19 protein-coding genes and 2 tRNA genes are annotated in these 23,993 nt (G+C 45.3%); 9 read left to right on the forward strand and 12 right to left on the reverse strand.

Annotated features, from left to right (window positions below):
* Positions 1-20: 20 nt before the first annotated feature.
* Both C943_RS15745 and C943_RS15750 read right to left on the reverse strand, forming a co-directional pair.
* Complete coding sequence (locus C943_RS15745; protein ID WP_008629753.1) at positions 21-1,424, reverse strand: Ig-like domain-containing protein; 1,404 nt, start codon at positions 1,422-1,424, stop codon at positions 21-23.
* 30 nt (positions 1,425-1,454) lie between these two features.
* Positions 1,455-4,595: a glycoside hydrolase family 2 TIM barrel-domain containing protein gene (locus C943_RS15750; protein WP_008629754.1), complete on the reverse strand. Its 3,141-nt coding sequence runs from the start codon at positions 4,593-4,595 to the stop codon at positions 1,455-1,457.
* A 189-nt stretch (positions 4,596-4,784) separates the two neighbouring features.
* On the opposite strand from C943_RS15750, the gene C943_RS15755 reads away from it, so the two are divergent.
* Both C943_RS15755 and C943_RS15760 read left to right on the forward strand, forming a co-directional pair.
* Positions 4,785-7,658, forward strand: coding sequence for a ligand-binding sensor domain-containing protein (locus C943_RS15755; protein WP_169334630.1), 2,874 nt, complete (start codon positions 4,785-4,787; stop codon positions 7,656-7,658).
* Between the two features lie 245 nt (positions 7,659-7,903).
* The gene (locus C943_RS15760) at positions 7,904-9,376 is read left to right on the forward strand and encodes an SLC13 family permease (protein WP_008629757.1); all 1,473 of its coding nucleotides are present in this window, start codon (positions 7,904-7,906) and stop codon (positions 9,374-9,376) included.
* A 386-nt stretch (positions 9,377-9,762) separates the two neighbouring features.
* On the opposite strand, the gene C943_RS15770 is transcribed toward C943_RS15760, so the two are convergent.
* Positions 9,763-9,834: transfer RNA gene (locus C943_RS15770), tRNA-Glu, on the reverse strand.
* A 39-nt stretch (positions 9,835-9,873) separates the two neighbouring features.
* Positions 9,874-9,945: transfer RNA gene (locus C943_RS15775), tRNA-Glu, on the reverse strand.
* Positions 9,946-10,134: 189 nt separating this feature from the next.
* Here C943_RS15775 and gap point away from each other — a divergent pair.
* Positions 10,135-11,130, forward strand: a complete 996-nt coding sequence (gap, locus tag C943_RS15780) for a type I glyceraldehyde-3-phosphate dehydrogenase (protein WP_040480999.1) — start codon at positions 10,135-10,137, stop codon at positions 11,128-11,130.
* Here gap and C943_RS15785 read toward each other — a convergent pair whose 3' ends face one another.
* From C943_RS15785 to C943_RS15805, 5 genes are all read right to left on the reverse strand, one after another.
* Complete coding sequence (locus C943_RS15785) at positions 11,131-11,496, reverse strand: hypothetical protein (protein WP_008629765.1); 366 nt, start codon at positions 11,494-11,496, stop codon at positions 11,131-11,133.
* The gene (locus C943_RS15790; protein WP_051069626.1) at positions 11,472-12,707 is read right to left on the reverse strand and encodes a BaiN/RdsA family NAD(P)/FAD-dependent oxidoreductase; all 1,236 of its coding nucleotides are present in this window, start codon (positions 12,705-12,707) and stop codon (positions 11,472-11,474) included. Before C943_RS15790 ends, C943_RS15785 begins: the two co-directional genes overlap by 25 nt.
* Before the next feature lie 12 nt (positions 12,708-12,719).
* The gene (locus tag C943_RS15795; RefSeq protein ID WP_008629771.1) at positions 12,720-14,255 is read right to left on the reverse strand and encodes a helicase HerA-like domain-containing protein; all 1,536 of its coding nucleotides are present in this window, start codon (positions 14,253-14,255) and stop codon (positions 12,720-12,722) included.
* 96 nt (positions 14,256-14,351) lie between these two features.
* A complete protein-coding gene (locus C943_RS15800) occupies positions 14,352-14,759 on the reverse strand; it encodes a DUF4332 domain-containing protein (RefSeq protein WP_040481001.1) in 408 nt (135 codons plus the stop codon).
* 26 nt (positions 14,760-14,785) lie between these two features.
* On the reverse strand, positions 14,786-15,238 hold the full coding sequence (locus tag C943_RS15805) for a hypothetical protein (RefSeq protein WP_008629775.1): 453 nt from the start codon (positions 15,236-15,238) through the stop codon (positions 14,786-14,788).
* 193 nt (positions 15,239-15,431) lie between these two features.
* Here C943_RS15805 and C943_RS15810 point away from each other — a divergent pair, with 193 nt between their 5' ends.
* Positions 15,432-16,181, forward strand: coding sequence for a tetratricopeptide repeat protein (locus C943_RS15810; protein WP_040481057.1), 750 nt, complete (start codon positions 15,432-15,434; stop codon positions 16,179-16,181).
* 82 nt (positions 16,182-16,263) lie between these two features.
* On the opposite strand, the gene C943_RS15815 is transcribed toward C943_RS15810, so the two are convergent.
* Positions 16,264-16,866, reverse strand: coding sequence for a tetratricopeptide repeat protein (locus C943_RS15815; RefSeq protein WP_008629783.1), 603 nt, complete (start codon positions 16,864-16,866; stop codon positions 16,264-16,266).
* A 10-nt stretch (positions 16,867-16,876) separates the two neighbouring features.
* Positions 16,877-17,692 (reverse strand): 2,3,4,5-tetrahydropyridine-2,6-dicarboxylate N-succinyltransferase, encoded by an 816-nt coding sequence (locus tag C943_RS15820; RefSeq protein ID WP_008629785.1) that lies wholly within the window; start codon positions 17,690-17,692, stop codon positions 16,877-16,879.
* Positions 17,693-17,718: 26 nt separating this feature from the next.
* Between C943_RS15820 and C943_RS15825 the strand changes: the two genes are divergently transcribed.
* Both C943_RS15825 and C943_RS15830 read left to right on the forward strand, forming a co-directional pair.
* Positions 17,719-18,834 carry a glycosyltransferase gene (locus C943_RS15825; protein ID WP_008629787.1) on the forward strand — a complete coding sequence of 372 codons (1,116 nt, stop codon included), beginning with the start codon at positions 17,719-17,721 and terminating at the stop codon, positions 18,832-18,834.
* A 386-nt stretch (positions 18,835-19,220) separates the two neighbouring features.
* Positions 19,221-19,877 carry a metal-dependent transcriptional regulator gene (locus tag C943_RS15830; protein WP_008629795.1) on the forward strand — a complete coding sequence of 219 codons (657 nt, stop codon included), beginning with the start codon at positions 19,221-19,223 and terminating at the stop codon, positions 19,875-19,877.
* A gap of 24 nt (positions 19,878-19,901) precedes the next feature.
* Here C943_RS15830 and C943_RS15835 read toward each other — a convergent pair whose 3' ends face one another.
* Positions 19,902-20,918: a LacI family DNA-binding transcriptional regulator gene (locus C943_RS15835; protein WP_040481003.1), complete on the reverse strand. Its 1,017-nt coding sequence runs from the start codon at positions 20,916-20,918 to the stop codon at positions 19,902-19,904.
* Positions 20,919-21,109: 191 nt separating this feature from the next.
* Here C943_RS15835 and uxaC point away from each other — a divergent pair, with 191 nt between their 5' ends.
* From uxaC to C943_RS22235, 3 genes are all read left to right on the forward strand, one after another.
* Positions 21,110-22,531 carry a glucuronate isomerase gene (uxaC, locus tag C943_RS15840; RefSeq protein WP_008629801.1) on the forward strand — a complete coding sequence of 474 codons (1,422 nt, stop codon included), beginning with the start codon at positions 21,110-21,112 and terminating at the stop codon, positions 22,529-22,531.
* Positions 22,531-23,346 (forward strand): SDR family oxidoreductase, encoded by an 816-nt coding sequence (locus tag C943_RS15845; protein ID WP_040481005.1) that lies wholly within the window; start codon positions 22,531-22,533, stop codon positions 23,344-23,346. Before uxaC ends, C943_RS15845 begins: the two co-directional genes overlap by 1 nt.
* A gap of 235 nt (positions 23,347-23,581) precedes the next feature.
* Positions 23,582-23,914 (forward strand): hypothetical protein, encoded by a 333-nt coding sequence (locus tag C943_RS22235; protein WP_169334631.1) that lies wholly within the window; start codon positions 23,582-23,584, stop codon positions 23,912-23,914.
* The last annotated feature ends 79 nt before the right edge of the window (positions 23,915-23,993 follow it).

Consider the following 23,993-nt stretch of genomic DNA (forward strand, 5'->3'; position numbering starts at 1 on the left):
TTTTAATTTTTTGTACTGGATCATCTGTAGAAATAGACATTGTCCACATAGATGTTGGAAATGGTTCCATCTGACACGAAGAATATCAGGTCGACGTCATTCGGCACCCCCAAGCCTGCAAAATCACTGATCGGAATGTCATAACTGACCCAATTATCCCTTACCAAAGGCTTGTAACTAACCAGGTTTACAGATCCCGATGTCTCGTTTGGCCCGTTGTTGTTAATAATCACGACCCTTAAAAAATCTCCTGGATTGAGCGCTTCCCTTACATTAACATCCAAATGCAAATGGGTCATGGCGGAAGCGTTGACATCAGGCGACTGAAACATGTTAATACTCACAAAATTCAGCTGTGTGTAGCTTAGGATGTTTTCGCCTGCGATATTGATTGCGCCTCCCTGTGTAGTCTGGAATTGGAAGAATCCGTTGAAATTATCCACTTGGACGTTTTGGTATGCATCGCTGAAGATGGAGACTACGTTGGCGGGATTTCTCGCTGGCGGGGTAGGGGCGGAATTGAATTGTCCGGCAGAGTTCACCGTCAATGACCCCAAGGCATTCATGGGGTTACTGCCTCCTCCGACAGTTCCCGTGACTGTCGTAGTGCCGGCGCTGAGGACAGAAATCTGCCCGAGATTGTTTACCGTAGCTACGCTCGGATTTGAAGAGCGGAAATTGAAATAGGCCGGAGCTGCATTCACAGATACATCCAAACCATCCACGTTGAAGACAACGTTGGTCCCCGTGACGGGGATGGTGACTCCATTGAATGATGAAGTCGTTGGGTTTTCCCCATTGAAGATCCTGGGTAGCGGTTGGGCAACTTTTCCAAGTTTTTCAAACCTCAGCTCATCGATCCAAAAAGTATACCCGACTTCTTGACCGACGGGGCCGATTCCTCCTGCGGCAAATTGAAACACACCCCGCTCCTCCAAAAGTTTGGAGGGATCAGGAATTGGGATAATGAATTTCTTCCATTGGGTGGTGAAATCCACGTTTGTCATGTACGCGCGGTATGTATCACCCAGAAAATCCTGCCCAAATCCTATTTCTGCAATCGTTGCAGCCTGACTCGCCTTGGCATAAAAGGTCAGTGCATTGAAGTCTTGCAAGTCCCTGCCAGCGCCGTCAATTCTGAATATGGCACCCGCGAAATTTCCCCCCGGATCATCCGCATTTGGAACGTCGATTCTGATAGAAGATATTCCTTTGTAGGCGACGCGGTTATCCACGGAGAAAACATCGGGTTTTGCGCCTGCATAAGGAAAGTAAAAATCACTCCCTAAACCAATGAAGGTATCAGTGAATATTTCAGGGTTTCTGCTGAATCTGGCCCTTGGAAGGTCCTCTACCTCCTCTCTCGTGCATCCTAAAAACGCAAACACAAGAAGTGTAAATAATGTATATCTAAAGTTTTTCATAATCGTTGTATTCATCCTTTTTAGCATAATCTACTTCCCAACGTTGATATGTATATAAGTTCTGAATTCCCATTCGTTGCCATTTGGATAACCGATGGCTTTGGGGTCTGGAACCACGTTGCCGCTGATATCAACCGTTTGTGCTGGATTGTAACGGGGCGAGTATTGATCCAAAGAACGCCAAGTGAAGCGCATCCCCATGGTTGTATTTGGTAGGATGTACCATTCTTGTTTGCCCACGGATGTGGAGATATCTGCCATTAGTTGCAGTGGGAACGTTAGGTTAAAGTCCCTGTGGAAGTCAAAAGGTCCCCAATCATTGAATTTGACATGGGAGGAGACTTTGATTGTCTTGTAGATCATTCTGACATCCCCGCCGAAGCGTTCCACCGTTCTCGGGTCAGGACCATTGGCTTGGCCATTTCCACCATACAGGTTGACTATAAAGCCGAGCCTCGGATTCACTTTGGAGACAATGCGGCTCCTTACTTCCCAAAGGTCCAAAGCAGGTGGCGCACCGTCTGCGGCCACGGGTGTACGTCCGGTTCCAGGGAAAATGATTGCCGCATCCATCACAGTAGGCAAGTGGCGATAGACGAATCCTAAATTAGCCGCGAGCGTAGCATCCTCAGCGCGGTCATTATCCCACTCGTACATGAAAGTCCCCGGCGTAGGATCAAATGACAAAAGAAGTTCACCACCAATGGTTTCTCTGTTGGATCTCACTACGAATGGATCGTCCAAGATATTCCTTGGGCGTGCGGGACCACCAATTTCCTTGGATATAGGATCGACCAGCGGTTTTTGCCACATAAAGTTGGGTGCTACCTGCCATTTGCCCATCGTATAGGTCAAACCGGTCAATAAAAGGTTTTTATTGCCGCTTCCGCTGTCTTTGAGCTGCCAGCCGGTGAATGTGGTTGTATAGTCACCGCCTCCATTAGCTACCAATCCTTGGGCGGCTGCTTGTGCATACCAGTTAATCCTTCCGGCGGCATAGGTGAGTTTGACCTTTCCTCCCCATGTATCGGCCATATTGATTTGGTCGATATATGTTTGGTAATTCCCTTCCGAACCGCGGACGACTTGGAATTCACGACCCACGAGTGGTTGTCCACCCCAAATACCTCCTGCTTGAAGTGTCAGGTTTTCAAAGAGCTTTGTTTCTGTTTGAAGGGTCACCCGACGGGTTCTAGGTTGTGGAATTGCGATGGAGCTTATCGCTTGGCCTGGGTCATCCAAGTCCTCGTGGAAAATACCTATAACGGTTGATTTGCCAAGTTTGCGCTGGTATTTGACCAAGACGGCTGGGTTGGCACCCCACCAAAGCTCACGGCCAAAAGCAACCTTCACGCCTTTTAGGGCCTTTTTTCCCGTGATCTCTACGCCCGATGGCGCAAGCGCATTATAGATATCTATGTTTGGGCCGTAATTTGCCTCAGGATAAAGTCCGAAAAAGTCCCCTTCATATTCCCAATGGTAGTGGCCTGTTCGATAAAAACCCTTCAGGTCAAATATCTTATGATTCCAAGTGTACTCGGCCTGGTAGATTGCCACTCTGTTGAGTGACTCCAATACCTGGGTACCCGCTTGGGTCTGGATATTGAGAGGTCGCCCCCTGTTTTCGTAGAAAATTTCATCGATTGGATTCAATGCCACGTTACCGAGAACGTTCATGACGACGTTTGCGCGGACATTGGAGGTGGGGTTTGCTTCTACTCCCACAAAAAAGGATTGAAGGTGGTCAAAGCCCTGCTGGTTTGGGAAAGTAACGTTGTCCGGATCGGGAGATTTTGGGGTAGTAGTCAGGTAACCTCCTGTATTGAAAGTCGTAAATTCAGCGCGCAATTGACTGACCGATAGTAGCTTGGATTGCTCGCCAGCCAGCGCAGCTTGATCGCTACGGGCCCTCATGGCTGCATCGATCACCTGAATCGATGCAAAATGGGTTGCTACGTTTTCCGCAGTCATTCCCGGTAAATATGGATTCAAGTTGTGAGCTTCCTTCAGTGCGTAGTAGGCAGCTCGCGGATAAAGGGTGTAAAGACCGCGGGGACTTGTCGGGCCTTTGGCGCAGATTCCAAACCATTCTTCGTTCATGTTATTCTCACCCTGTACAAAGTCGTGAAAATAACCACCATTCGACCAAGAAGCTTCCGTATTGTGCACGTCTAGGTCAGTGGTTTGACCTGTTTTCCACCATCCGTCGCTGAACTGAAAAGTAAAGCCACCCAATGAATTCCCGGCTTTTCCAAGACCTGCAGCGTTTTCATAGATTTCCTTCCAGTTGCCAACCATAAAAAACGCTTGGGACTCTTGGTCTTCCCGGTTTTCGACAGCATTAAAGGCATCTGCGCCGAATTCGGTGAACAAAATTGGCTTGTTCAGTTCTCGGCGTACTCGCTCGAATGCGTCACCGAAAGACACGCCTCGGTACATATTGGTCCCGAATATGTCAACATCCTTACACTCTTCTTTGATGATTTCGAGAAAAAGCAAATCGCCGTTACAGATTGCGATGGGGCGACTTGAGTCAATGCTTTTCATCGCCAAGGTCGCTTCATTGAACAACTTGTACATGGCAGTTGCCCTGACCGTGGACTTTCTGTCTTCAACAGGTATGTCCTCGGTTTCGGCACCTTCCCAAAACAAGCCGTAGTTGTTTTCGTTGCCGAGAAGGAAGAGTAGGAGACCCGGAGTGTCGCGATACTCGCTTACCATTTGTGTCACTTCCGCCAACAGTAACTTCCTGACGCGTGGGTCCGCGTACTCTGTGTTGGCAACCCAAGTACCGTCAAGGGTCAATCCGTATCGCCCGAAGGAGTGGTTGAGCATGGTGTAGATCCCATACTTCTCATATATATATGTGATCCATTTCGCCGGAACGCCGGTGTATTGCCTGACCGCATTCACGCCCATGTTTTTCAACATCGGCATTTCTGCATCCAGGGCAGCCATGATGATGTCATCCGGCTGTTTCCATAGGCTGTAGTTGAAATTGGTGCCAATCGGAAAATAATCCCAGTTCATTCCGTTGACCATGAAATCCTTCCCATTAACCTGGAGCTTCATCCCGCTGTCATCTTGGACAACAGTCACCTGGGAAGATTGTGCGTAACCGCTCACCCTAAAAAATAGTAGCGTAAGCGCCAAAAGGTAAATATGTTTCATAGTTATTTTGGTGTTAATCGTAACCGATCCGAAGCACCGCGTGGTAGGCGCGGTTTCCGAAATCGATTGTAATTACCCAATTCAACCTGAAAAAAAGAAAAAAAAGACTACGTCAATTCTTTCTCATTACTACTACAAAACTTTAAAATTGCGCAGTGCAATCGATTTTTCTGAATACATTTGCCAGATATGAGTACTACAACAAGAAGACTAAAACGATTTACCTCTGATTCTCGGTTTTTTTTGAAGAATTGGCTAGTATTTTCCTTATTTCTGTCGGTGATATCGGCTACCCATGCCTTTTCGGGAAAATATCCGATTCGGAATTTTACGCCAGCCGAATATGGTGCTGGAATTCAGAATATCGACTTCGCGCAGAACAGGGATTTGAACCTATTTGTGGCCAATAATCTTGGTGTATTGTCCTTCAATGGAAATCAATGGAAAACCTACGCCCGAAACACCGGGAAGAAGCAGCGTTCATTGGCATTTGATGTGGGATTGGACCGATTGTACGTCGGGTCTCAAGGCGATTTCGGTTTTTTTGAGGACGATTGGCGTTATGTTTCTTTGCTGGAAAAGATTCCGGAAGATGAGCGCGACTTTGATGAGGTGTGGGATGTTTTCATTTTGGGTTCGAATGTGTTTTTCTGCACTTTCCAAGGCATCTATCGCTATGACGGCCAAGGTGTCTCTTTAATCAGCCATCCACATGGGTTTAACAGGGCTTTTTTGGTCAATAACAAGTTGTTTACCCAGTCTCAGTCCGGAGAACTTTTTGAGATTGACGGAAACAAATTGATGCCGCTTGGCCGAAATTCACGGGTGAACCAGGTGGTGGCAGGTGTCGTGAGAAAAGAAACGGGGTACGTGGTCGTCTATAACTCTGGTGAAGTCGAATTCTTGGACACGTCGGGTTCAAAGGGGATTTTCCCTGATCTCGCAAATGCATTGTCGGGAAAATATGTCAACCATGTAGCCCAAATCTCAGACGGGCGCCTCGTAATTTCTACCCAACGTGCTGGCTTGTATATTTTTGATATGCAATCTGGTCAGTTGGAAAACATCACAGTAGACGGTGGTCTGCTGTCGAATGCCTGTCTCCGGGTGTTTCAAGATAACGGCGGCAGCCTATGGGTGGGTATGCAGAACGGGATTGCACTTATAGATATAAGGTCTCCAATAAGACTGATAAACCAAAATATTGGCTTGGAGGGGAGTGGATATGAGGCTTTTGAGACAGGCGAGGGAATCTATTTCACTACATCGAATGGCATTTACTTTCGACCGATAGGCAAGGCTGAGAGCATGTTTCTTACAGGTACAGAAGGTCCGGCTTATGGTCTGCAACAAATAAACGAGAAGTTGTATGCGGGGCACCATACCGGTTTGTTTATGCTGGAAAATGGAAAAGCCACCAGAATTTTGAAGAGTGACGGGCTTTGGCAGGTGAAGCCTTTGCAGGCAAATCCAAAGTATGCGATTGGAGGTACTTACTCAGGTCTTCATTTGTTTGAGATCGATGAAAAAGGCGTATTACGTGAGGTCCAAAAAATCAAGGGATTTAATGAATCAAGTCGGTTTTTCGAAGAAGATGTAAAGGGAAGAATCTGGGTAGGCCAATATTACAAAGGCCTCTATCTGATTAGTTTGAACAATACGCTCAGGGAAGCAGATGTCGAAAAGATATCGGAATCTAGTCAGCTGCCGATTCAGCAGTATGTCTTTCTAAGTAGGGTGGATGATGAAATTTACGTTTGTACAACCAAAGGGATTTATAAACTCAACCAAATAACCGACACGATAGAGGAGGAGCAGGTGTTTTCCAAAATCGTAGGAAGGAACTGGATTTATCAGTTTGTGCAGGATAAGCGGAAAAATGTCTATGTCCAGTCTGAAAACGCCATGGCGCTATTCAAACAAGTTGGGCCGGGAAATTACGTAGACGTGCCATCGTCGTTGTTTCAACTTCGCCAATCCTTCAACAACGACCTGCTAAGCGTTTCCACGAACGTTACAAACGGGGTTCTGTTCAACGCAAATGAAGGGTTTATCTACTATGATCCCGGGTTGGAAGACAGGGCATCCTTTGCGAAAGAACCCTTGATTGACAAAATCATCAGTGTCGCAGACGACAGCACTTTCTATTTTCGAAAGCCATTCAGTGCGAGGCCTGATGAGATTCAGCCGATTCGGATCACGGAAGGCACGCGGGTTTTACAGTTTGTGATGGAGTCCTTCATCTTTGGTGATGCCAATAATCAAAATTTCAGGTATCAACTCAGCGGTTTTGACAAGGATTTTGGCGAATGGACAAATTTATTTGTCAAAGAGTACACCAACTTGAAAGTCGGAGAATATGAATTTCGGGTGCAGACCTTTGGTTCGCGTGGAGAAATCGTTACAAGCAAGCCACTCAAAGTGATCGTGATGCCTCCATTTTATAAAAGTGTATTTGCGAAGGTTATCTATTTTTTGCTAGGCTTGACGGTTTTATACCTGTTGTACCGCCTACAGCGGCAATACTACAGGGGAAAGCAGGCAGAACTCGAACAATCACGAAAACTGGAGATCGAGAGAAAACAGAAGGAACTGCAGCAGGTCAAGGAAGAACAGACTAAATCCGAACTGCAGCATTTGAATACGCTTTTAGCGGCATCGACAATGAACTTGGTTGTGAAAAACGAGTTCATGGAAAACATCAAAGAGGAAATCCGAGTGGCAACGAAAACGGACAAGGTTGAAGACAAGCAACTTGCACTGGAGCGTATTTTCAAGGAAATCGATTCCACGCTGAAGGTTCATGAGGACTGGAAGCAATTCGAATATCACTTTGACCGCGTACATGGAGACTTCCTTTCACGACTGACCGCGGAGTTCCGGGACCTGACGCCTGGAGAACAAAAACTCTGCGCATTTCTGCGTCTCAATATGGACACCAAAGAAATCGCGAACCTTATGGGCATTACGCTGCGCGGCGTGGAAGTGTCGCGCTATCGGCTGCGTAAGAAACTTGGCTTGGATTCCCATCAGAATCTGTCGAAGTTTATTTTGGAGTATTAGCCATTAAATCGAGGTACGAACGACGGGAACCCAAATCAGCCCAATTCGTTGACTTTTGTTATATAATTTACATTATGTTAAATAAATATTGAAACAACACGGTAAAGGATTCACTTTTTCAAATATGTACAAATTCCTGGTTCCCTTCCACACTGGATCGATGAGATTCCTTTGGCACATCCACTTATCACTAGGCTATTGTTAAAGCATGGAATTTTCGGTAACATTCAGACTCATATGGACTAATGCAGCAAAAAAAAATCAATACCGCACAGCTCGGATTGTTCCTTGGGCCCCTGTTGTTTTTGCTAGTGCTTTTCGGATTCGAGTCGGAAAGTTTGCCGCCAAGCGCACAGGCGATGCTTGCGGTGGCACTTTGGATCGCTATCTGGTGGATAACAGAAGCAATCCCGATAGCGGCGACTTCCCTGCTTCCCCTTGTTTTATTGCCGTTGTTGGGTGCCTTGCCGATTGGGGATACTGCGGCATCCTATTCCCATCCAATGGTTTTGCTGTACATGGGCGGGTTTATGATTGCTGTGACGATCGAGAAATGGAACCTGCACAAGCGCATTGCTTTGACGATCATCAGCTGGATCGGGACAAACCTCCGATTTGTATTGCTCGGTTTTATGGTGGCCACGGGCTTTATCTCGATGTGGATATCCAACACCGCGACGTCGTTGATGATGCTCCCCATTGCAATGGCCGTAGTCAACCAACTCTCGCCTGAGTCCCCTACCAATCCATTGATTGACAATTATTTGGGTAAGGCGATGATGTTGGGCATTGCCTATGGCGCTTCCATTGGCGGTATGGCGACGTTGATTGGTACTCCTACCAACATTATTTTGGCCGGATTGGTCAAGGAGCTTTATGGCTTTGAAATCAGCTTTTTTGATTGGTTTATCTTCGGTTTTCCGGTTTCGGTCGTCCTGCTTCTGCTTTGTTGGCAGTATTTGGTCAGGGTCGGATTCCCGCTGACGAATGACCTTCAAATTTCCGGTGGCAAGGAGGAAATCAAGCGCCAATTGGATATCCTTGGTCCTATGGGTATAGAGGAAAAACGGGTATCAATGGTCTTTGGACTTGTCAGCATCGCTTGGATTACACGGACGTTTTTGCTTCAGCAATGGCTTCCAGCATTGGATGATACGATTATTGCCTTTGTGGGCGTGCTCCTTCTTTTCGTCCTCCCCTCTTCCAAACCCAAAACTAACCTATTAGACTGGAAAACAGCAGAGCGCATTCCTTGGGGAATTCTCTTGCTTTTCGGTGGCGGTATGGCTTTGGCTGAAGGTTTCAAAGTCACCGGCTTGGCGGATTGGATAGGCAGTCAGTTTGTGTTCTTGGATTACCTGGCGTTTGGATTGTTCTTATTGATTGTAGTGGCTGCAGTCAATTTCCTGACTGAAGTCACATCAAACGTGGCAACTGCATCGATGATATTGCCGATTTTGGCCGCGGTGGCATCTTCACTAGGCGTGCATCCCTTTGGATTGATGGTCGGCGCTACTTTGGCAGCGAGTTGTGCATTTATGCTGCCCGTTGCGACACCTCCCAATGCAGTGGTATTTGGCTCAGGATATTTGCGGATGAACGATATGGTGAAAGCGGGCTTTTGGATGAACATCCTTTCGATCTTGCTCATCACAGGTTTTATTCTCTTCCTGCTCCCCTATTTATGGGGTATTGACTTGAATAAGTATCCTTTCTAGCAGGTGGCGTAGCCTAGGAAAGTTCGTTTCTCGCAAAGACGGCAAAGGAGCAAAGAACGCTAAGGAAACAGTGTTCAGTCGCAGATGCCAGAAAGTATTTCGAGCATTTGTGGAAATGGATCTCACCCAAAGACCTCCGAGACGGAAAAAACACTATTTGGCATTTTGAAACCCACTTCTTGGCGTCCTAGCGTCTTGGCGAGATTTTACTTTTTCTGCGCTCTTTGCACCACTATTTTCTTTGCGATAATCGCTTCCCCACTTCGCCATAAAGAAAAAAACCCGACCTAAGAAGATCGGGTTTTCACTCACTTTAACCACTAACAACCATAAAACAAATTCGTCTTGCTTTCGCAATCCGAATGATGAAAAACATCAATTTGTTGTAGTCGATACGGGAATCGAACCCGTGTTTTATCCGTGAAAGGGATACGTCCTAACCCCTAGACGAATCGACCATTTTTCAAAAATAAAACACTGAAATATCAGTGTCTGCGTAGTCGGTACGGGAATCGAACCCGTGTTTTATCCGTGAAAGGGATACGTCCTAACCCCTAGACGAACCGACCATTTTTGGGTTTTTGGGCCTCTTTTTCAAAAGGTGTTGCAAATATAGAGGCTTTCGGGCTTTCTGCAAAACTAGACAGAAAAATATTTGGAATTTTGTCCCAACCCGCTGAATCAGAATCGAAAAAATTTGGGATTACTTCTATGCGTTTTATCTAATTTCGCAGCGAGATCATCACCTTTTGATTACCATGAAAAAAACCCGCGTTGCTATCAACGGATGTGGCCGCATTGGCAGGCTGACTTTCAAGTTGCTACTGGAAAGGCCCAACCTCGAGCTCGTTGCAGTCAATGACCTAACGGACCCCGCCACGCTCGCGCACCTTCTTCAATTCGATTCTATTCATGGGAAATACAGGGATTCAGTTGTGGCTGAAGGTCAAAACATTGTCGTCGGGGGTAAGCGTGTCAAGATTTTTGGGGAAAAGGATCCCGCGATCATCCCATGGAGGGATTTGGATATCGATATCGTTTTGGAATCGACAGGCAAATTCACGTCAAAGGAATCTGCCGCTGCACACCTCCAAGCGGGCGCGAAAAAAGTGATAATCACCGCCCCCTCTCCAAGCCCGGAAGTTCCTACCATTGTCCTGGGAGTCAATGAGCAGATTTTGGTTGGAAATGAGACTATCATTTCGAATGCATCCTGCACCACCAACTGTCTTGCGCCTATGGTTAAGGTATTGGACGAAGCGTTTGGAATCGAAAAAGGCTTCGTTTCTACCGTCCATTCCTATACCAACGATCAGAACCTACATGACGCGCCACATCGGGATTTACGCAGGGCTCGTGCCGCGGCCTATTCGATCATCCCGACGACCACCCATGCCGCGAAGGCCATGGAAGTCGTATTGCCGCATTTGAAAGACAAGATCGAGGCTTCGGCTATGCGTGTGCCCGTTCCTGATGGTTCGCTGACCGATCTCATTGTATTGTTGAAAAGAGAATGCACCACAGAAGAGGTGAATGCCGCATTCATATCCGCTTCGATGAACAATCTGAAAGGTATACTTGAATACCAAACTGCGCCTATTGTCTCGATTGATATTATCGGAAATCCACATTCCTGCATCTTGGATGCTGGCCTGACTTCTGCAAAGGGAAATTTGGTCAAGGTGGTTGGTTGGTATGACAACGAGGCGGGTTACTCCAACCGCCTAGTCGATTTGGTCGAAAAAATTGCCTGACTATGCTTCCGGAGTATTTCCCAATTCTGCTTCAACAACCGCAACGGCATCATCGATAGCGTCAAGAAATTGGGCCAAATGCTCCAGGAAAGCCTCGCCAAAACCCTGGTTCTGAAGAATTTGTTTTCCTTCCTGTATAATACTCTCGACCGTTTGAATTTCAAACAATGCCAAAGCGGGTTTTACCTTGTGGCGAATTTGAGAGAGGATCTCCAAATCATGCTTCTCGGCACCCTCTAGGTATTTCTCTTTCAATTCCGATAGAGATTTGAAAAGTGCGGAAATCAGTTCTGCCCTGAAGTCAGCATCCCCTTCAGCCATCTCTTCTACGCGGTCGAAGTTTACAGGTGGTGGATTGGTTGACATATTAAGATTGATAAAGCGCTTTTTCCCGCAAGATAACCGGTACTCCAGGCAGCTTGGAAGTTGAAGCCCCCGGTAATTCCGTCGATGTTGAGAACCTCTCCGGCAAAGAAAAGGTTCGGGCAGGTACGACTCATCATCGTGTCTGGGTCAACTTCAGCCAAATCAACTCCCCCTGCGGTCACAAACTCATCCTTGAAGGTTGTCTTGCCCTCTATGTGGACAATATAGCAAAAAAGATTTTGAAGCAGTTTGTGAAAGTTTTTTTTCGGAAGGTTTTGCCATAGAAGTTCCTCGGAGATTTCTGATTTTTCTACAAGATGTTCCCAAAGCCTCGCAGGAATTCCAAAAAGCGGGTTGCCACTTATTTTCTTTTTTGGATGATTCTGTTGGAATTGACCCATCTGGGCTGCCAGGAAATCTTCCGTCCAATCTGCCTGCCAACGAATATGGGCATTTGCCACATATTGTTGCGCGTGAAGCCAATCCGCGCCAAATGCAGATAACTTCAATACAGCGGGACCGCTTAGACCCCAATGGGTAATCAGTAAAGGGCCACGGTAGGCAAGTTTGGTACCTTCCAATCTAATATGGGCATCAGGTACCGAAAGGCCCATGAATCTGCGAATTGGCTCGGTCGGAGTATTGAAAGTAAATAGTGAAGGTATTGGATTTATTATATTGGTAACCAATGATTTAATAAAATTAAATCCATCGATTTTTGGGCTCCCACCTGTACACACAATAAGTCTGTCAAATACAAAATTGTTGTCTTTTCCATGAACTTCAAATCCCTTGGCAACCCTCTTCACTTGCTGCACCGGGAAATTGAAAATCAATTTCACTCCTTTTTCCGAAGCCTCTTTTTCAAGTGCATCGATGATGGTTTGGGAATCGTCAGTGGTCGGAAACATCCGCCCGTCAGCCTCAGTCTTTAGCGACACGCCTCTTGATTCAAACCATTCGACCGTATCGCTCACGGCGAAATGCCGAAATACTTTCTTCAAGAATTTTTCCCCTCTTGGGTAGTTCTTTGCCAACTTGCTAATCTCAAACGCAGCGTGGGTCACATTACACCTGCCCCCTCCCGAGATTTTCACCTTGGCGAGTGACTTGGATGTTTTTTCCAAAATGGTGACTTCCGAATTGGATGAGGATGCATGAATCGCAGCGAAATATCCCGCCGCACCCGCACCAATCACACCTATCTTTATCTTGGCCAAGGATTATCGCTTTTTGCCTGAGAAAGAACCTAAAATTCCCCGCGTCAATTCCCTGAAAATAGTTCTGCCGATTTGCCTCACCATTGTGTTTTTGCTGAGTTCATCAATCAGAGATGTCTCTTTGGCAGTTTTTGCTGACGTGGTTTTCTTTGGAACGGGTGCGGAAGCCTGTTCAGCAGCAGCCTCTGCCCTGCTGATTTTCTTTTCCAACAACTCAAAAGCGCTGTCTCGATCCAATTCGACATTGTATTTCCTCACCAAAGGAGACTTAGATACCAAAGTTTGGATTTCCTGATCACTCAAAATATCCATCCTTGATACAGGAGGACGCAGCAGCACATGGGCCAAGGGTGTTGGAATTCCTTTTTCGTTCAATGCCGTAACCAAAGCCTCCCCTATTCCCATAGAGGTCAATGTCTCGTCTGTTTTATAAAATGCGGAAATCGGATAGTTTTCGGCTGTTTTTGAAATATCCTTTCTGTCCTTAGCGGTAAATGCCCGTAATGCATGCTGTACCTTCAAGCCCAACTGCCCCAAGACACTGTCCGGAACGTCTGTTGGCGTTTGGGTGCAGAAGAACACTCCAACTCCTTTGGAACGGATGAGCTTGACAATTGCTTCGATCTTTTCCAAGAGGTCCTTTGAGGCGTTGGAAAAAACCAAATGTGCTTCGTCAATAAACAGACAAAGTTTGGGTTTCTCCGCGTCGCCCTGTTCTGGAAATGTCTCATAAATCTCCGACAACAAGCTAAGCATGAAGGTGGAAAACAATTTCGGGCGGTTTTGAATATCGGTCAATCTAATGATCGATACGACTCCTTTTCCATCCACCGTCCGCACAAAATCCTCTACTTCAAAGGAAGGTTCCCCAAAAAAATCCTCCGCCCCTTGCTGTTCGAGTTCAATGATCTTTCGCATGATGGTATTTACCGTTGCTGGTGATACTGCACCAAATTCCTTTGTAATTTCCTCTTTGCCCTCATTGGTGACGTATTGCAGGACCTTTTTCAGATCCTTCAGATCAAGCAAAGGCAAATGATGGGTGTCGCAATATCTAAACACCAATGCCATCACGCCCCGCTGGGTATCGTTCAATTCCATGATTTGGGACATAAGTACGGGCCCAAATTCAGAAACAGTTGCCCGAAGCTTCACGCCATTCTCGTGGCTGATGGTCATCAACTCAACGGGAAGTCCGGTCGGATCATAGTCGATACCTATTAGGTCACGGCGCTTTTCGACATGGGGATTAACGGAACCTGGCATCGCAATGCCTGAAAGGTCACCCTTCAAATCCATCAGCACAGAGGGCACACCATTGAGTGAAAGCTGTTCGGCAATCACTTGCAGCGTCTTGGTCTTTCCGGTACCCGTTGCACCGGCAATCAAACCATGTCGGTTGAGGGTTTTCAGCGGAATTTTGACTTGGGCATGGGAGATCGGCTCGTTGTTGAGGATTCCCGTTCCCAGAATAATGGACGGGCCTTTGAAAGTATAACCCTGCTCTAAGTGCTGCTTGAATTCGTCTGATTTGCTCATTGTCGTAGAATAAAAAGGGAATTATGGAAGCAAAATAAAAAAACCTGAACACTTCTAATCGGTGTTCAGGCTTTATTATTTTCCTGGTTTCAATCATCAATGTGTCACAACTGGCTCCAAAGAATTGGCTTGGTTGATAAAGTCTTCCACTTGGGACAAAGCGGGAACCGCTCTCGTCAACTTTTTAGCATCATTTGTCTCGGTAAGCGCCTTGTGCAGGTTTTCTGGGTTTCTGGTTCTCAATTCTTTGACCGTGTCGACGCCTGCTGCTTTCAAGAGCTCCGCAAATTGGCTGGCAATGCCGTTGATCCTGAACAGATCAGCCATATTTACCCAATCCAAAATCAATGTTTCGCTGATTCCGCTGGCAGCGGCAATTTCCGACCTTCCCTTTTTTGAGGCACCTTTTTCCAAAAGAGCTTCTACGGTCTTTATACCTGCACCAGCAAGTTTTTCTTGGTAAGCAGGGCCGATGCCCTCGATCATGGTGATTGTTTTTGACATGATTTTTAAATTTAAGCGTGAAGTGATTATTTAAACAAATTTCCAAGTCCTCCTTTAAGTAGGTCACCGGCTTTCCCCATTAGGGACCCGCCGAATCCCTCGCCCAACATTTTCATCAGATCGACTTTCCCGATTTCTCCCGATTTGGATCCCGAAATCGCCGAGACGATCATTGGCAAGACCAAATTTCCGATTTTGGAAGCCATTTCAGGACTTATGCCTAGTTTGGAAATATAGCTTGAGTTCAGTCCCGCCATCAGGTTTTTGAACAAATCGGTATTCTGAGCCCCCGGTCCTGCATTCAGCATATTGAGTATCCCGTCGATATTTCCCGACCCAACCTCTTTTCCCAAGGAGGAAATCAGGCTGTCTTTTGAGACATTTAATGTTTCTTTTGCCTTGTCCTCATCCAAGCCGATTTTGCCCTTGAGATCCGAAAGCAAGCCGTCTTCCGTCTGATTAATGATGTCCTGTAACATAATAATTAATTTTTGGTTTTTACATGAAAAATCCACCAAGCTCGGTTCCATCTAGTGAAATTGCCCGTTTTTTCTCCGAACTATCCTCAATTAACAAAAAAATCTTGAAAAACCGGAATTTTTCCTGTGGTTAGGAATAGTGAACAAAATCTTTCAATTTTCGGACAAATCAGTCTCGCTGGAAAAGCTTAGCATGCATAGAGTTACCCGACCCGTTGTTTATTTCTTATTGTCTATTATCCTGTTTTGTAGCCCTGATTTGGCGTTTTCACAAGTGAGGCCAAATCTCGGCAACTCCACGCGCTTGATGAACAGCGCACTTGCGGAAATGGAAAAGGGGAATTTTGAAAAAGCCAACAGTTACTTCAGACAAATCATCGAAAATGGATTGGCGATTCCTCCGGAGATGCCGTACTTTTTCGCGGAAACACTCTTTGAACTTGGCCAATACGATAATTCAGCCGCATTTTTAAATAAATATCTCGAAATCAATGGCTTCCGCGGTGACAATTATGAAAAGGCAAAAAACCTTGAAGCCGTGCTTCAATCTCATTTGGCAGCGATAGCAGAATGTAGACTTTGCGACCGTCGCGGATATCGGTACGAGTACTGCCCTACCTGCCATGGTGACCGGCAAATTCAGCAAACCTGTAGCCTTTGTCGCCAAATAGGAATGGTCGGCTGCAATAAATGTATGGGTACGGGAATCGTGAAGGTGCGCAATATTTTCAATATCGTCGAATACCATGACTGCGACAAATGCGAAGGAAAAGGCAAAGTTACCTGTCCAAAATGCGAGGGAACGCTGACCGAAAAATCTGATTGCAGAACCTGTAAAGGTGAGGGAAGACTGACAACTGAGGAACTGTGCAACCACCAATCTTCCAACAATCCCCGGTACTTCAATGGATTTGAAAAATTGCGAAATTCACTTCATCCATAAGTTTGGTTAATATTATATAAGTATCAAAAAATCAATTGATTAAAAAAGCCTGAATCTTAACGATTCAGGCTTTTTTTTGCCATCACTTACAATACTTTTCCAATGCGGGTTTAGCATCCGCATAGTCAAGTTTGATCGCAGCTCGAATATCCTCGCATCCTGACCTTTTTCGATCCGTCGCTATTTTGAGCATGCCCCTGTAATAGTAGGCTTGACCAAAATCCTTGTCTATCTGAATCGCCAAGCTGTATTCCTTCATTGCATCTTCGGTGCTTCCGATTTGGTGGAGTGCGCGGCCTTTCATAAAAAACGCCATGGCCGGAGCCCCCGGTATTTGGGTTGCAGCATCCGCATATAGGAGTGCTGAGTTATGGTTTTTTTGTTTTTGGTAAATGTTGGAAAGGCTCAAGAGTACTTGGGTATTTTTATTATCCTGCGCATATGCTGCCAAGAAATCCTTCTCCGCTTTGGAAAAATCCCCCATTTCCTCATAGGCCCTACCACGGTTGTAAAGCGCCTTCACATATTTGGGTTTATTTTTCAAGACGTTGTCATATTCTATGACTGCTTCTTGGAATTTTCCCTCACTGTACAATTGATCCCCTTTATTGGAAAGGTTTTCAGAACAAGAAACCAAACTCATGATGCCAATCAGGGCGGCAAAAACCCAATGTGATACTTTCATTCTTTGATATTTATACTGCCACGTTGTTTTCTCTCAGCGCGTCGTTGAGGGAAGTCTTGAGGTCAGTTGAAGCTTTTCGCTGTCCGATGATGAGGGCACATGGCACCTGAAACTCACCGGCCGGAAATCTTTTTGTCAGTGAACCAGGAATGACCACCGAACGTGGCGGAACATATCCTTTGTGCTCTACAGGCTCGTGTCCAGTCACATCAATGATCTTTGAACTCGCCGTCAATGTGACCCCGGCTCCGATTACTGCCTCTTTTCCAATCCTTACACCTTCGACGATAATGGCTCTTGACCCGATAAATGCACCATCTTCCACGATCACGGGTGCAGCTTGGACAGGTTCGAGAACCCCTCCGATACCGACACCTCCGCTGAGATGGACATTCTTTCCAATCTGGGCACAGGAACCGACCGTTGCCCACGTATCAACCATCGTGCCACTATCGACATATGCACCGATATTTACGTAGGAAGGCATCATCACCACACCACTTGCAAGGAATGCCCCATAACGCGCAACCGCGTGGGGAACGACCCGAACACCTTGCTTGGCGTAATTGGTTTTCAAAGCCATCTTATCGTGGAATTCGAATGGGCCGACTTCGATTGTGTGCATTTTTTGGATTGGGAAATAGAGAATTACGGCCTTTTTGACCCAGTCATTTACCTTCCAAGAACCGTCTTCCAAAGGCTCGGCCACACGTAGCATGCCCGTGTCCAATTCATTGATGACAGTCTTGATGGCGATTTCGACATCCTTCTCTTTCAGTAAATCCCTGTTTACCCAAGCGTTTTCAATTATCGATTGTAAATCCATATTTTTGGTTGATTCGAAACTTTTACATGCGAAAAAACAGCGTTGCGATTGCCTCTGTCCTGAAACCAGTCAAAGACCCCCGGGCCTACTTCAGGTTTGGTTTTTCGCTGCGTGAAACAAATAAATACGAGATTAACATCATAGGATTTTCTTCAAAAAGTGAACCGCCCGAGGGAGACATCCATTTTCAAACTTTATTTTCAAAGCGACGAACCCACCCCAAAAGGCTATTGGTTTCATGGGCATTTCTGGTGAAAATCTGGAAAATCAGGCCTGAAATTCTAATCGTCACCACTTATGAACTCTTGCCCGTCTCCGTCCTGGCGAAGTGGATACTCAAGTACAAATTGGTGTACGATGTACAGGAAAATTATATTTTGAATATTAGTCAAAACAGAACAGTTGGCGGCTTTGCAACGTGGATTACAAAGGAGATTGTTGGAATTTTTGAATCATGTTCGAGGCCATTTGTGGACCATTTCTTTTTGGCAGAACGCTGTTATTTGGAAGAGTTGCCAAAATTTAGGCCCGCCACGCTATTGGAGAATAGGTTTTTTAATCCTGTCGTATCGATCCAATCCTATCAACTTTCAACAGAACGTCCTCTTCGCTTTATAATTTCTGGTACGATTACAGAGGTATACGGGACATTGACCGGAATTCAATGGTTTAAGGAATTCAAAAAACGGAGGCCTAATAGTGAACTCCATGTGATCGGACACTTCCCGAAGCAAAGCTTCCTGGAAAAGCTGAAAGAAGAGATGCCTTTTGATGGATTGACTTTGGAAATTGCATCCAGCCCTATTCCCTATGAGCGGATACTCAAGGCTTACCATCAAGCAGACATTGTGTTGTTACCCTATTGGCAAATCGAAAGCATCCGGGATAAGGTTCCAAGCAAGCTGTATGAATCACTGGCGCTTGGAAAAATTTGCCTATTCAGCCCGAATCCAAAGTGGGATGAAATCGTAAAATCGTTTGGTGGAGGTTTTGCTGTTGATTTCCGAGATTTTTCAGGCATTCCGAATGTAGTTCTTGAATTGGATAACCGCTCATTTTTCACTAAAAATCCTGACGTGAGTCTTACTTGGAAAAGTCAGGAAACCGAATTTTTAGACATAATAGCATCTTTTGTGAAGTGAATCCTTGACTCGTAATAGTTGTGAATTCTTTCTGATCGCGTCACCTGTTCTAAGGCACTGTTTCCCAATGGTGCCTTTGCCAGTTCCATATCCTCGGTTCAAAAAGATATCCACAAATACCCCGCGTTGGAAACTGGGTTTGCTACCAAGGAAACTGCCATCTCTTCCTGAAATTTCGAGTTTTCGAATGCTCTTTAAATTCATAAATATTTGGAAAACAATTATATGCATCATTTTTTAGTCACTCCAAAAAATATTTTTATCCAATTCTAAAACGTGCCCCACAATCTATTCTGACTTATCCACACTCGATTTAGGTTGAAGAAAATTATTTTTTAGTATAGTCTAAAATGGTATTTTTGCCGTAATTCCAAATTGAACCACCTGTGCTGACTTTTGCAGAAGAGAATTATCTGAAGGCGATCTATCACCTATCCGATGGCGGAAAAAAAGGTGTCGCGACCAATGATGTGTCGCATGCGATGCGCACAAAACCTGCCTCCGTGACCGATATGATGCAGAAGCTAGGTGAAAAAGGCGTCATCGAATACAGGAAATATTACGGCGTCCACCTGACTGAAGATGGAAGAAAACTAGCCCTGCAAACCATCAGAAAACAGCGGATTTGGGAAGTCTTTTTGGTAGAAAAATTGAAATTCTCCTGGGATGAGGTGCACGAGGTCGCCGATGAACTGGAGCATGTACGGTCACAAATCCTTGTGCAGCGACTCGACGAATATTTGGGTTATCCAAAGTTTGACCCCCACGGAGATCCGATACCTGACGAGTTTGGCGAAGTGAAATCTCGTCCTCGGTTCCCCCTTTCGGAATTGGAGGTAGGTGCATCGGGGCAGATTGTGGCGGTCAAGGACAGCAGTGCCGCATTCCTGAAATACCTGGACAAAGTTGGCGCGTACATTGGCGCGCGCATTAAGGTTTTGGACAAAGTTGAATTTGACGGCTCTGTTGAGATCTTGGTCGATGGCAAAAAATCCATCTTTATGTCAAAGGATGTGGCAATGAATATTTTGGTGATGCAATAGCCAAAATCATTTGCATGGATTAATCTAATCCCCTGATGACTCCCGGAGTTCCATTTTTGAGGGAATTTCGATGACTCGGTCTTCCAAGGGCGGCTGCTTTGGTTTGGTGAGCTTCTGCATCAGCAGTTTGGCGCATTCTGCACCGACTTGAAATGCCGGCTGTGAAATGGTCGAAAGTGGCGGATTGAGTAGGCCCGCAATTTTCATGTTTGAAAAGGAAATCATCTTGAAATCCTTGGGCATGTTCAAACGCATCTCCTTGGCTGCTTGATAGGTCGAAATTGCCAGTTTCTCAACCGAAGCGAGTATCCCATCCGGACGATCCATCCCATAAAGGAAATGCTTGATCAATGCCAAATTGCGTGCCTCATCTTGCGAACATTGTACCACCCAAGATTCCGAGAAGGCCAAACCTGAGTCCTTAACTGCATCTATGTAGCCGCGAAGTCGCTCCTTTCCAATCGAGATATCTCGGGACAAAAGCAGAAAAAAGATCTTTTTACAACCTTTTTCAATTAAGTGCATCGTGGCATTGTAGCCGCTTTGGTAGTCGTTTGTGATGAATTTTGTAGTCGGTATTTCCCTGCAAATCCGGTCAAAAAATATAATGGGAACCTTGTTTTGGAAGACATTTTCAAGATGGTCAATCTCCCTTGTTTGACTCGAAACGGACATAACAATGGCATCCGCCCGCCCATTCACCAGATAGGAAATGATCTTTTTTTCTGTATCCAAGTTTTCATGTGTGCTGTACACAAGCAGGTGGTAGCCAAATTCCTGGGTAATGGATTCAATCCCCTCGATTACTTGCGAAAAGTAGTTGTTGATACGCTCGGGAATGATGACGGCGATCGTTTTGCTTTTTTGGGCTCGGAGGCTTCTTGCAAACGGATTGGGTTGGTAGTGAAGCGATTTTGCCAACTCCTGTACACGGTCTTTGGTTGCCTGCGAAATTTCGTAACTGTCATTCAGCGCCCTCGAAACGGTCGATGGGGCCAAATTGAGCATTTTCGCGAGGTGTTTTATATTGATTTCGGACATAGTGGCTTATAGGTACAGATCGCATTCAGTGCCCTAAGATTCAATTTTATTTTCTTGAATGAAACAGGGAATTGAAAAAAACGAAATCTCGAAAACGTTTGCATGCTTTTCCAACTCCGGTAAGTCGACTGCCTCATTATTCGCCTAATTTTAAGTATCTCTTAACCTATTAAACCCTAACGCCGCGATACATGAGCAAGGATTATCCGACTTCATTTCTGGACGAAGATTTTTTGCTGGAAAACAAATATTCCAAGATCCTTTACCATGATTTCGCGGCATTTCTTCCCATAATTGATTACCATAACCATTTACCCCCTGACCAGATTGCTGCCAACCGCATATTTGAAAATATTACCAAAATTTGGCTCGCCGGGGACCATTACAAGTGGCGGGCGATGCGGACTTTGGGGATTCAAGAGCAGTATATCACAGGCGATGCGAGTGATCTGGAGAAGTTTGAGAAGTGGTCTGAAACTGTCCCATATACCCTGAGAAATCCGCTTTACCATTGGACTCACATGGAGTTGTCGCGATATTACGGCATCAATCAGCTCCTCGGCCCATCCAATGGAACCCGGCTTTATCACCAGTGTTCCGAGCTTACAAATTCCTCCGACTTCAGTACGAGAAGGTTGTTGGAAAGGATGAATGTCGAAGTGGTGTGCACCACAGATGATCCAGCTGACAGTTTGGAACACCATCAGGCATTTTCCACCGAATCCGAAAAATTCAAGATGTTTCCGGCTTTTCGGCCTGATAAGGCGTTTGCAATCGATCAACCGGGATATTGGGCCTATTTGGAAAAATTGGGTATTTCTTCGGGGGTGGATATCGTCGACTATCCAGCGCTTTTGGAAGCCCTGCGAAAGAGGATTGATTTTTTCCACCTAAACCAATGTCGTCTTTCGGACCACGGGCTCGAAAGGCTTTATTGGTTTGAGGCTTATAAACACGATGAGGCACGCATTTTTCAGAAATCGAAAGAAGGAAAACCTCTCGAGGCCGAGGAAGCCGCCTATTTCAAGTATGCAGTATTACTGCAGCTTTGCCACATGTATCACGAGAAGGGATGGACACAACAGTTTCACTTGGGAGCACTCCGCAATAACAATTCCCGTATATTGGCAAAATTGGGTCCTGATACAGGTTTTGATTCAATTGGTGATTTCAGCCAGGCACAAGCGCTTTCGAAGTTTCTTAACGAACTGGACAACACAGATCAACTTACAAAAACTGTCCTCTATAATTTGAATCCTTCGGACAATGAGGTATTTGCTACGATGGTTGGAAACTTCAACGATGGTTCGGTCAAAGGCAAAATCCAATTTGGATCAGGATGGTGGTTTTTGGACCAAAAGGACGGAATGGAAGCACAGATCAATACCCTCTCCAACATGGGATTGATTTCGTGCTTTATCGGTATGCTCACGGATTCGAGGAGCTTCCTTTCTTTTCCAAGACACGAGTATTTCCGTAGGATTCTTTGTAATTTATTTGGGAAAGACATGCAAAATGGACTTTTGCCTCAGGATGAAGATTGGATTGGGAAGATTGTCCAGGACATATGTTACTTCAACGCCAAAAACTTCTTTGGCTTTCACAACGCATGATGAAGGGAATGTTTTCCGTCAAAAATAAAAAAATCGTCATTACGGGTGCCACGGGCGTATTGGGCGAGTCCATGGCCAAACATTTGGCAAACGAAGGAGCGCAAGTGTTGATCATTGGTCGTACCCCCGATAAGATCAATGCGCTTGTCGAATCTATCCGGGTTTCAGGTGGTCAAGCCGAAGGATTTATTGCGGATGTGACCGATGAAAACCAGGTGGAATCGGTCGCTTCGCAGATTGGCCAAAAACATGTTTACATAGATATTTTGGTGAACCTGGCAGGGGGAAATATGCCCCAGGCAATCGTCGGGCCTGAGCAAGTACTCTCCGATTTGTCCGTAGAGGCTGTAAGTAAAGTGATGGATTTGAACTATAAAGGTACTTTGGTCCCGATCAAATGTCTATTTCCATTGATGCTTGAAAGTAAGGCTGGAAATATCATCAATATATCCTCTATGGCTGCCATTAGGCCAATGACAAGAGTAGTCGGTTATGCATCGGCAAAGGCGGCGATCGACAACCTAACCAAGTGGCTCGCAGTGGAATTTGCCCAAAAACATGGGGAAAACTTTCGGGTAAACGCTATCGCTCCCGGGTTTTTCCTCACCGAACAAAATAGAAATCTATTGACAAAAACCGATGGAAGTCTCACTGACCGAGGCCTAAAGATCATCGGCCATACCCCCATGGATCGATTTGGTAAACCAGAGGACCTGTTGGGAGTACTGCAATGGCTCTGCTCAGACGCTTCAAAATTCGTTACAGGCACCATTATTCCGATCGATGGAGGTTTTTCCGCCTACTCAGGAGTTTAGAAAGGCATAGGAAGCAAGAGATGATATCCAAGATATGAGATTAATCCTAGTTTGGAGTTGTTTAAGATTTCGTAAATGGGTGTTTTTAACGTCCGTTTTTGGATATATGAGAGTTATTAAGACCATTCTTTTTATTTCAATTTTGACAAGTTGTGGTCAACAACGCTCGGACGATGTGACTTTGATTTTTCCGACTGGAAGGTATGTTGATTGGACAAATTTTGAACTAATCTACATGGGTTTCAAACTTCAAAATGAATCTATAATAATTGACAGCAATTATGATTTCGAAAATAAGGACTTCATAAAGCGTGGTGTTGAAAAATCGGACAACTATCCTGAGACTACGAAGTTCCTGAAAAAGAAATTAACTGACTATGAGACTCTCGCAATGTCGATTGACACTGCTTTTTGTTCCAGGATGACGCCAATCTACGTTGAATACAAAAGTGGACGAGAATCGAAATTGATTTCTTTGAAAACAATAGCCGAATGCAAGAATGATAAGGACAGTATTCCGAACATAGTGATGGAATTGCAAACTTTACGACGAAAATACCTGCGCTGACAAAATGTAATTATCCGAATCACGGTTCTCAAATCTCGTTTCTCAAATCTCATATCTCCTTTCTCAAATCTCACATCTA

This window comes from Mariniradius saccharolyticus AK6 (genome assembly GCF_000330725.2).
GTDB classification, from domain to species: Bacteria; Bacteroidota; Bacteroidia; order Cytophagales; family Cyclobacteriaceae; genus Mariniradius; species Mariniradius saccharolyticus.

Bases quoted from the DNA above. Each gene is read 5' to 3' on its own strand.
- C943_RS15805 (WP_008629775.1), bottom strand. From the start codon at position 15,238: ATGTTACAGGACATCATTAATCAGACGGAAGACGGCTTGCTTTCGGAT.
- C943_RS15800 (WP_040481001.1), bottom strand. From the start codon at position 14,759: ATGTCAAAAACAATCACCATGATCGAGGGCATCGGCCCTGCTTACCAA.
- C943_RS15845 (WP_040481005.1), top strand. From the start codon at position 22,531: ATGAAGGGAATGTTTTCCGTCAAAAATAAAAAAATCGTCATTACGGGT.
- C943_RS15785 (WP_008629765.1), bottom strand. From the start codon at position 11,496: ATGTCAACCAATCCACCACCTGTAAACTTCGACCGCGTAGAAGAGATG.
- gap (WP_040480999.1), top strand. From the start codon at position 10,135: ATGAAAAAAACCCGCGTTGCTATCAACGGATGTGGCCGCATTGGCAGG.
- C943_RS15825 (WP_008629787.1), top strand. From the start codon at position 17,719: ATGCGAAAAAACAGCGTTGCGATTGCCTCTGTCCTGAAACCAGTCAAA.
- uxaC (WP_008629801.1), top strand. From the start codon at position 21,110: ATGAGCAAGGATTATCCGACTTCATTTCTGGACGAAGATTTTTTGCTG.
- C943_RS15835 (WP_040481003.1), bottom strand. From the start codon at position 20,918: ATGTCCGAAATCAATATAAAACACCTCGCGAAAATGCTCAATTTGGCC.
- C943_RS15795 (WP_008629771.1), bottom strand. From the start codon at position 14,255: ATGAGCAAATCAGACGAATTCAAGCAGCACTTAGAGCAGGGTTATACT.
- C943_RS15820 (WP_008629785.1), bottom strand. From the start codon at position 17,692: ATGGATTTACAATCGATAATTGAAAACGCTTGGGTAAACAGGGATTTA.
- C943_RS15760 (WP_008629757.1), top strand. From the start codon at position 7,904: ATGCAGCAAAAAAAAATCAATACCGCACAGCTCGGATTGTTCCTTGGG.
- C943_RS15815 (WP_008629783.1), bottom strand. From the start codon at position 16,866: ATGAAAGTATCACATTGGGTTTTTGCCGCCCTGATTGGCATCATGAGT.
- C943_RS15755 (WP_169334630.1), top strand. From the start codon at position 4,785: ATGAGTACTACAACAAGAAGACTAAAACGATTTACCTCTGATTCTCGG.
- C943_RS15745 (WP_008629753.1), bottom strand. From the start codon at position 1,424: ATGAAAAACTTTAGATATACATTATTTACACTTCTTGTGTTTGCGTTT.
- C943_RS15810 (WP_040481057.1), top strand. From the start codon at position 15,432: ATGCATAGAGTTACCCGACCCGTTGTTTATTTCTTATTGTCTATTATC.
- C943_RS15750 (WP_008629754.1), bottom strand. From the start codon at position 4,595: ATGAAACATATTTACCTTTTGGCGCTTACGCTACTATTTTTTAGGGTG.
- C943_RS22235 (WP_169334631.1), top strand. From the start codon at position 23,582: ATGGGTTTCAAACTTCAAAATGAATCTATAATAATTGACAGCAATTAT.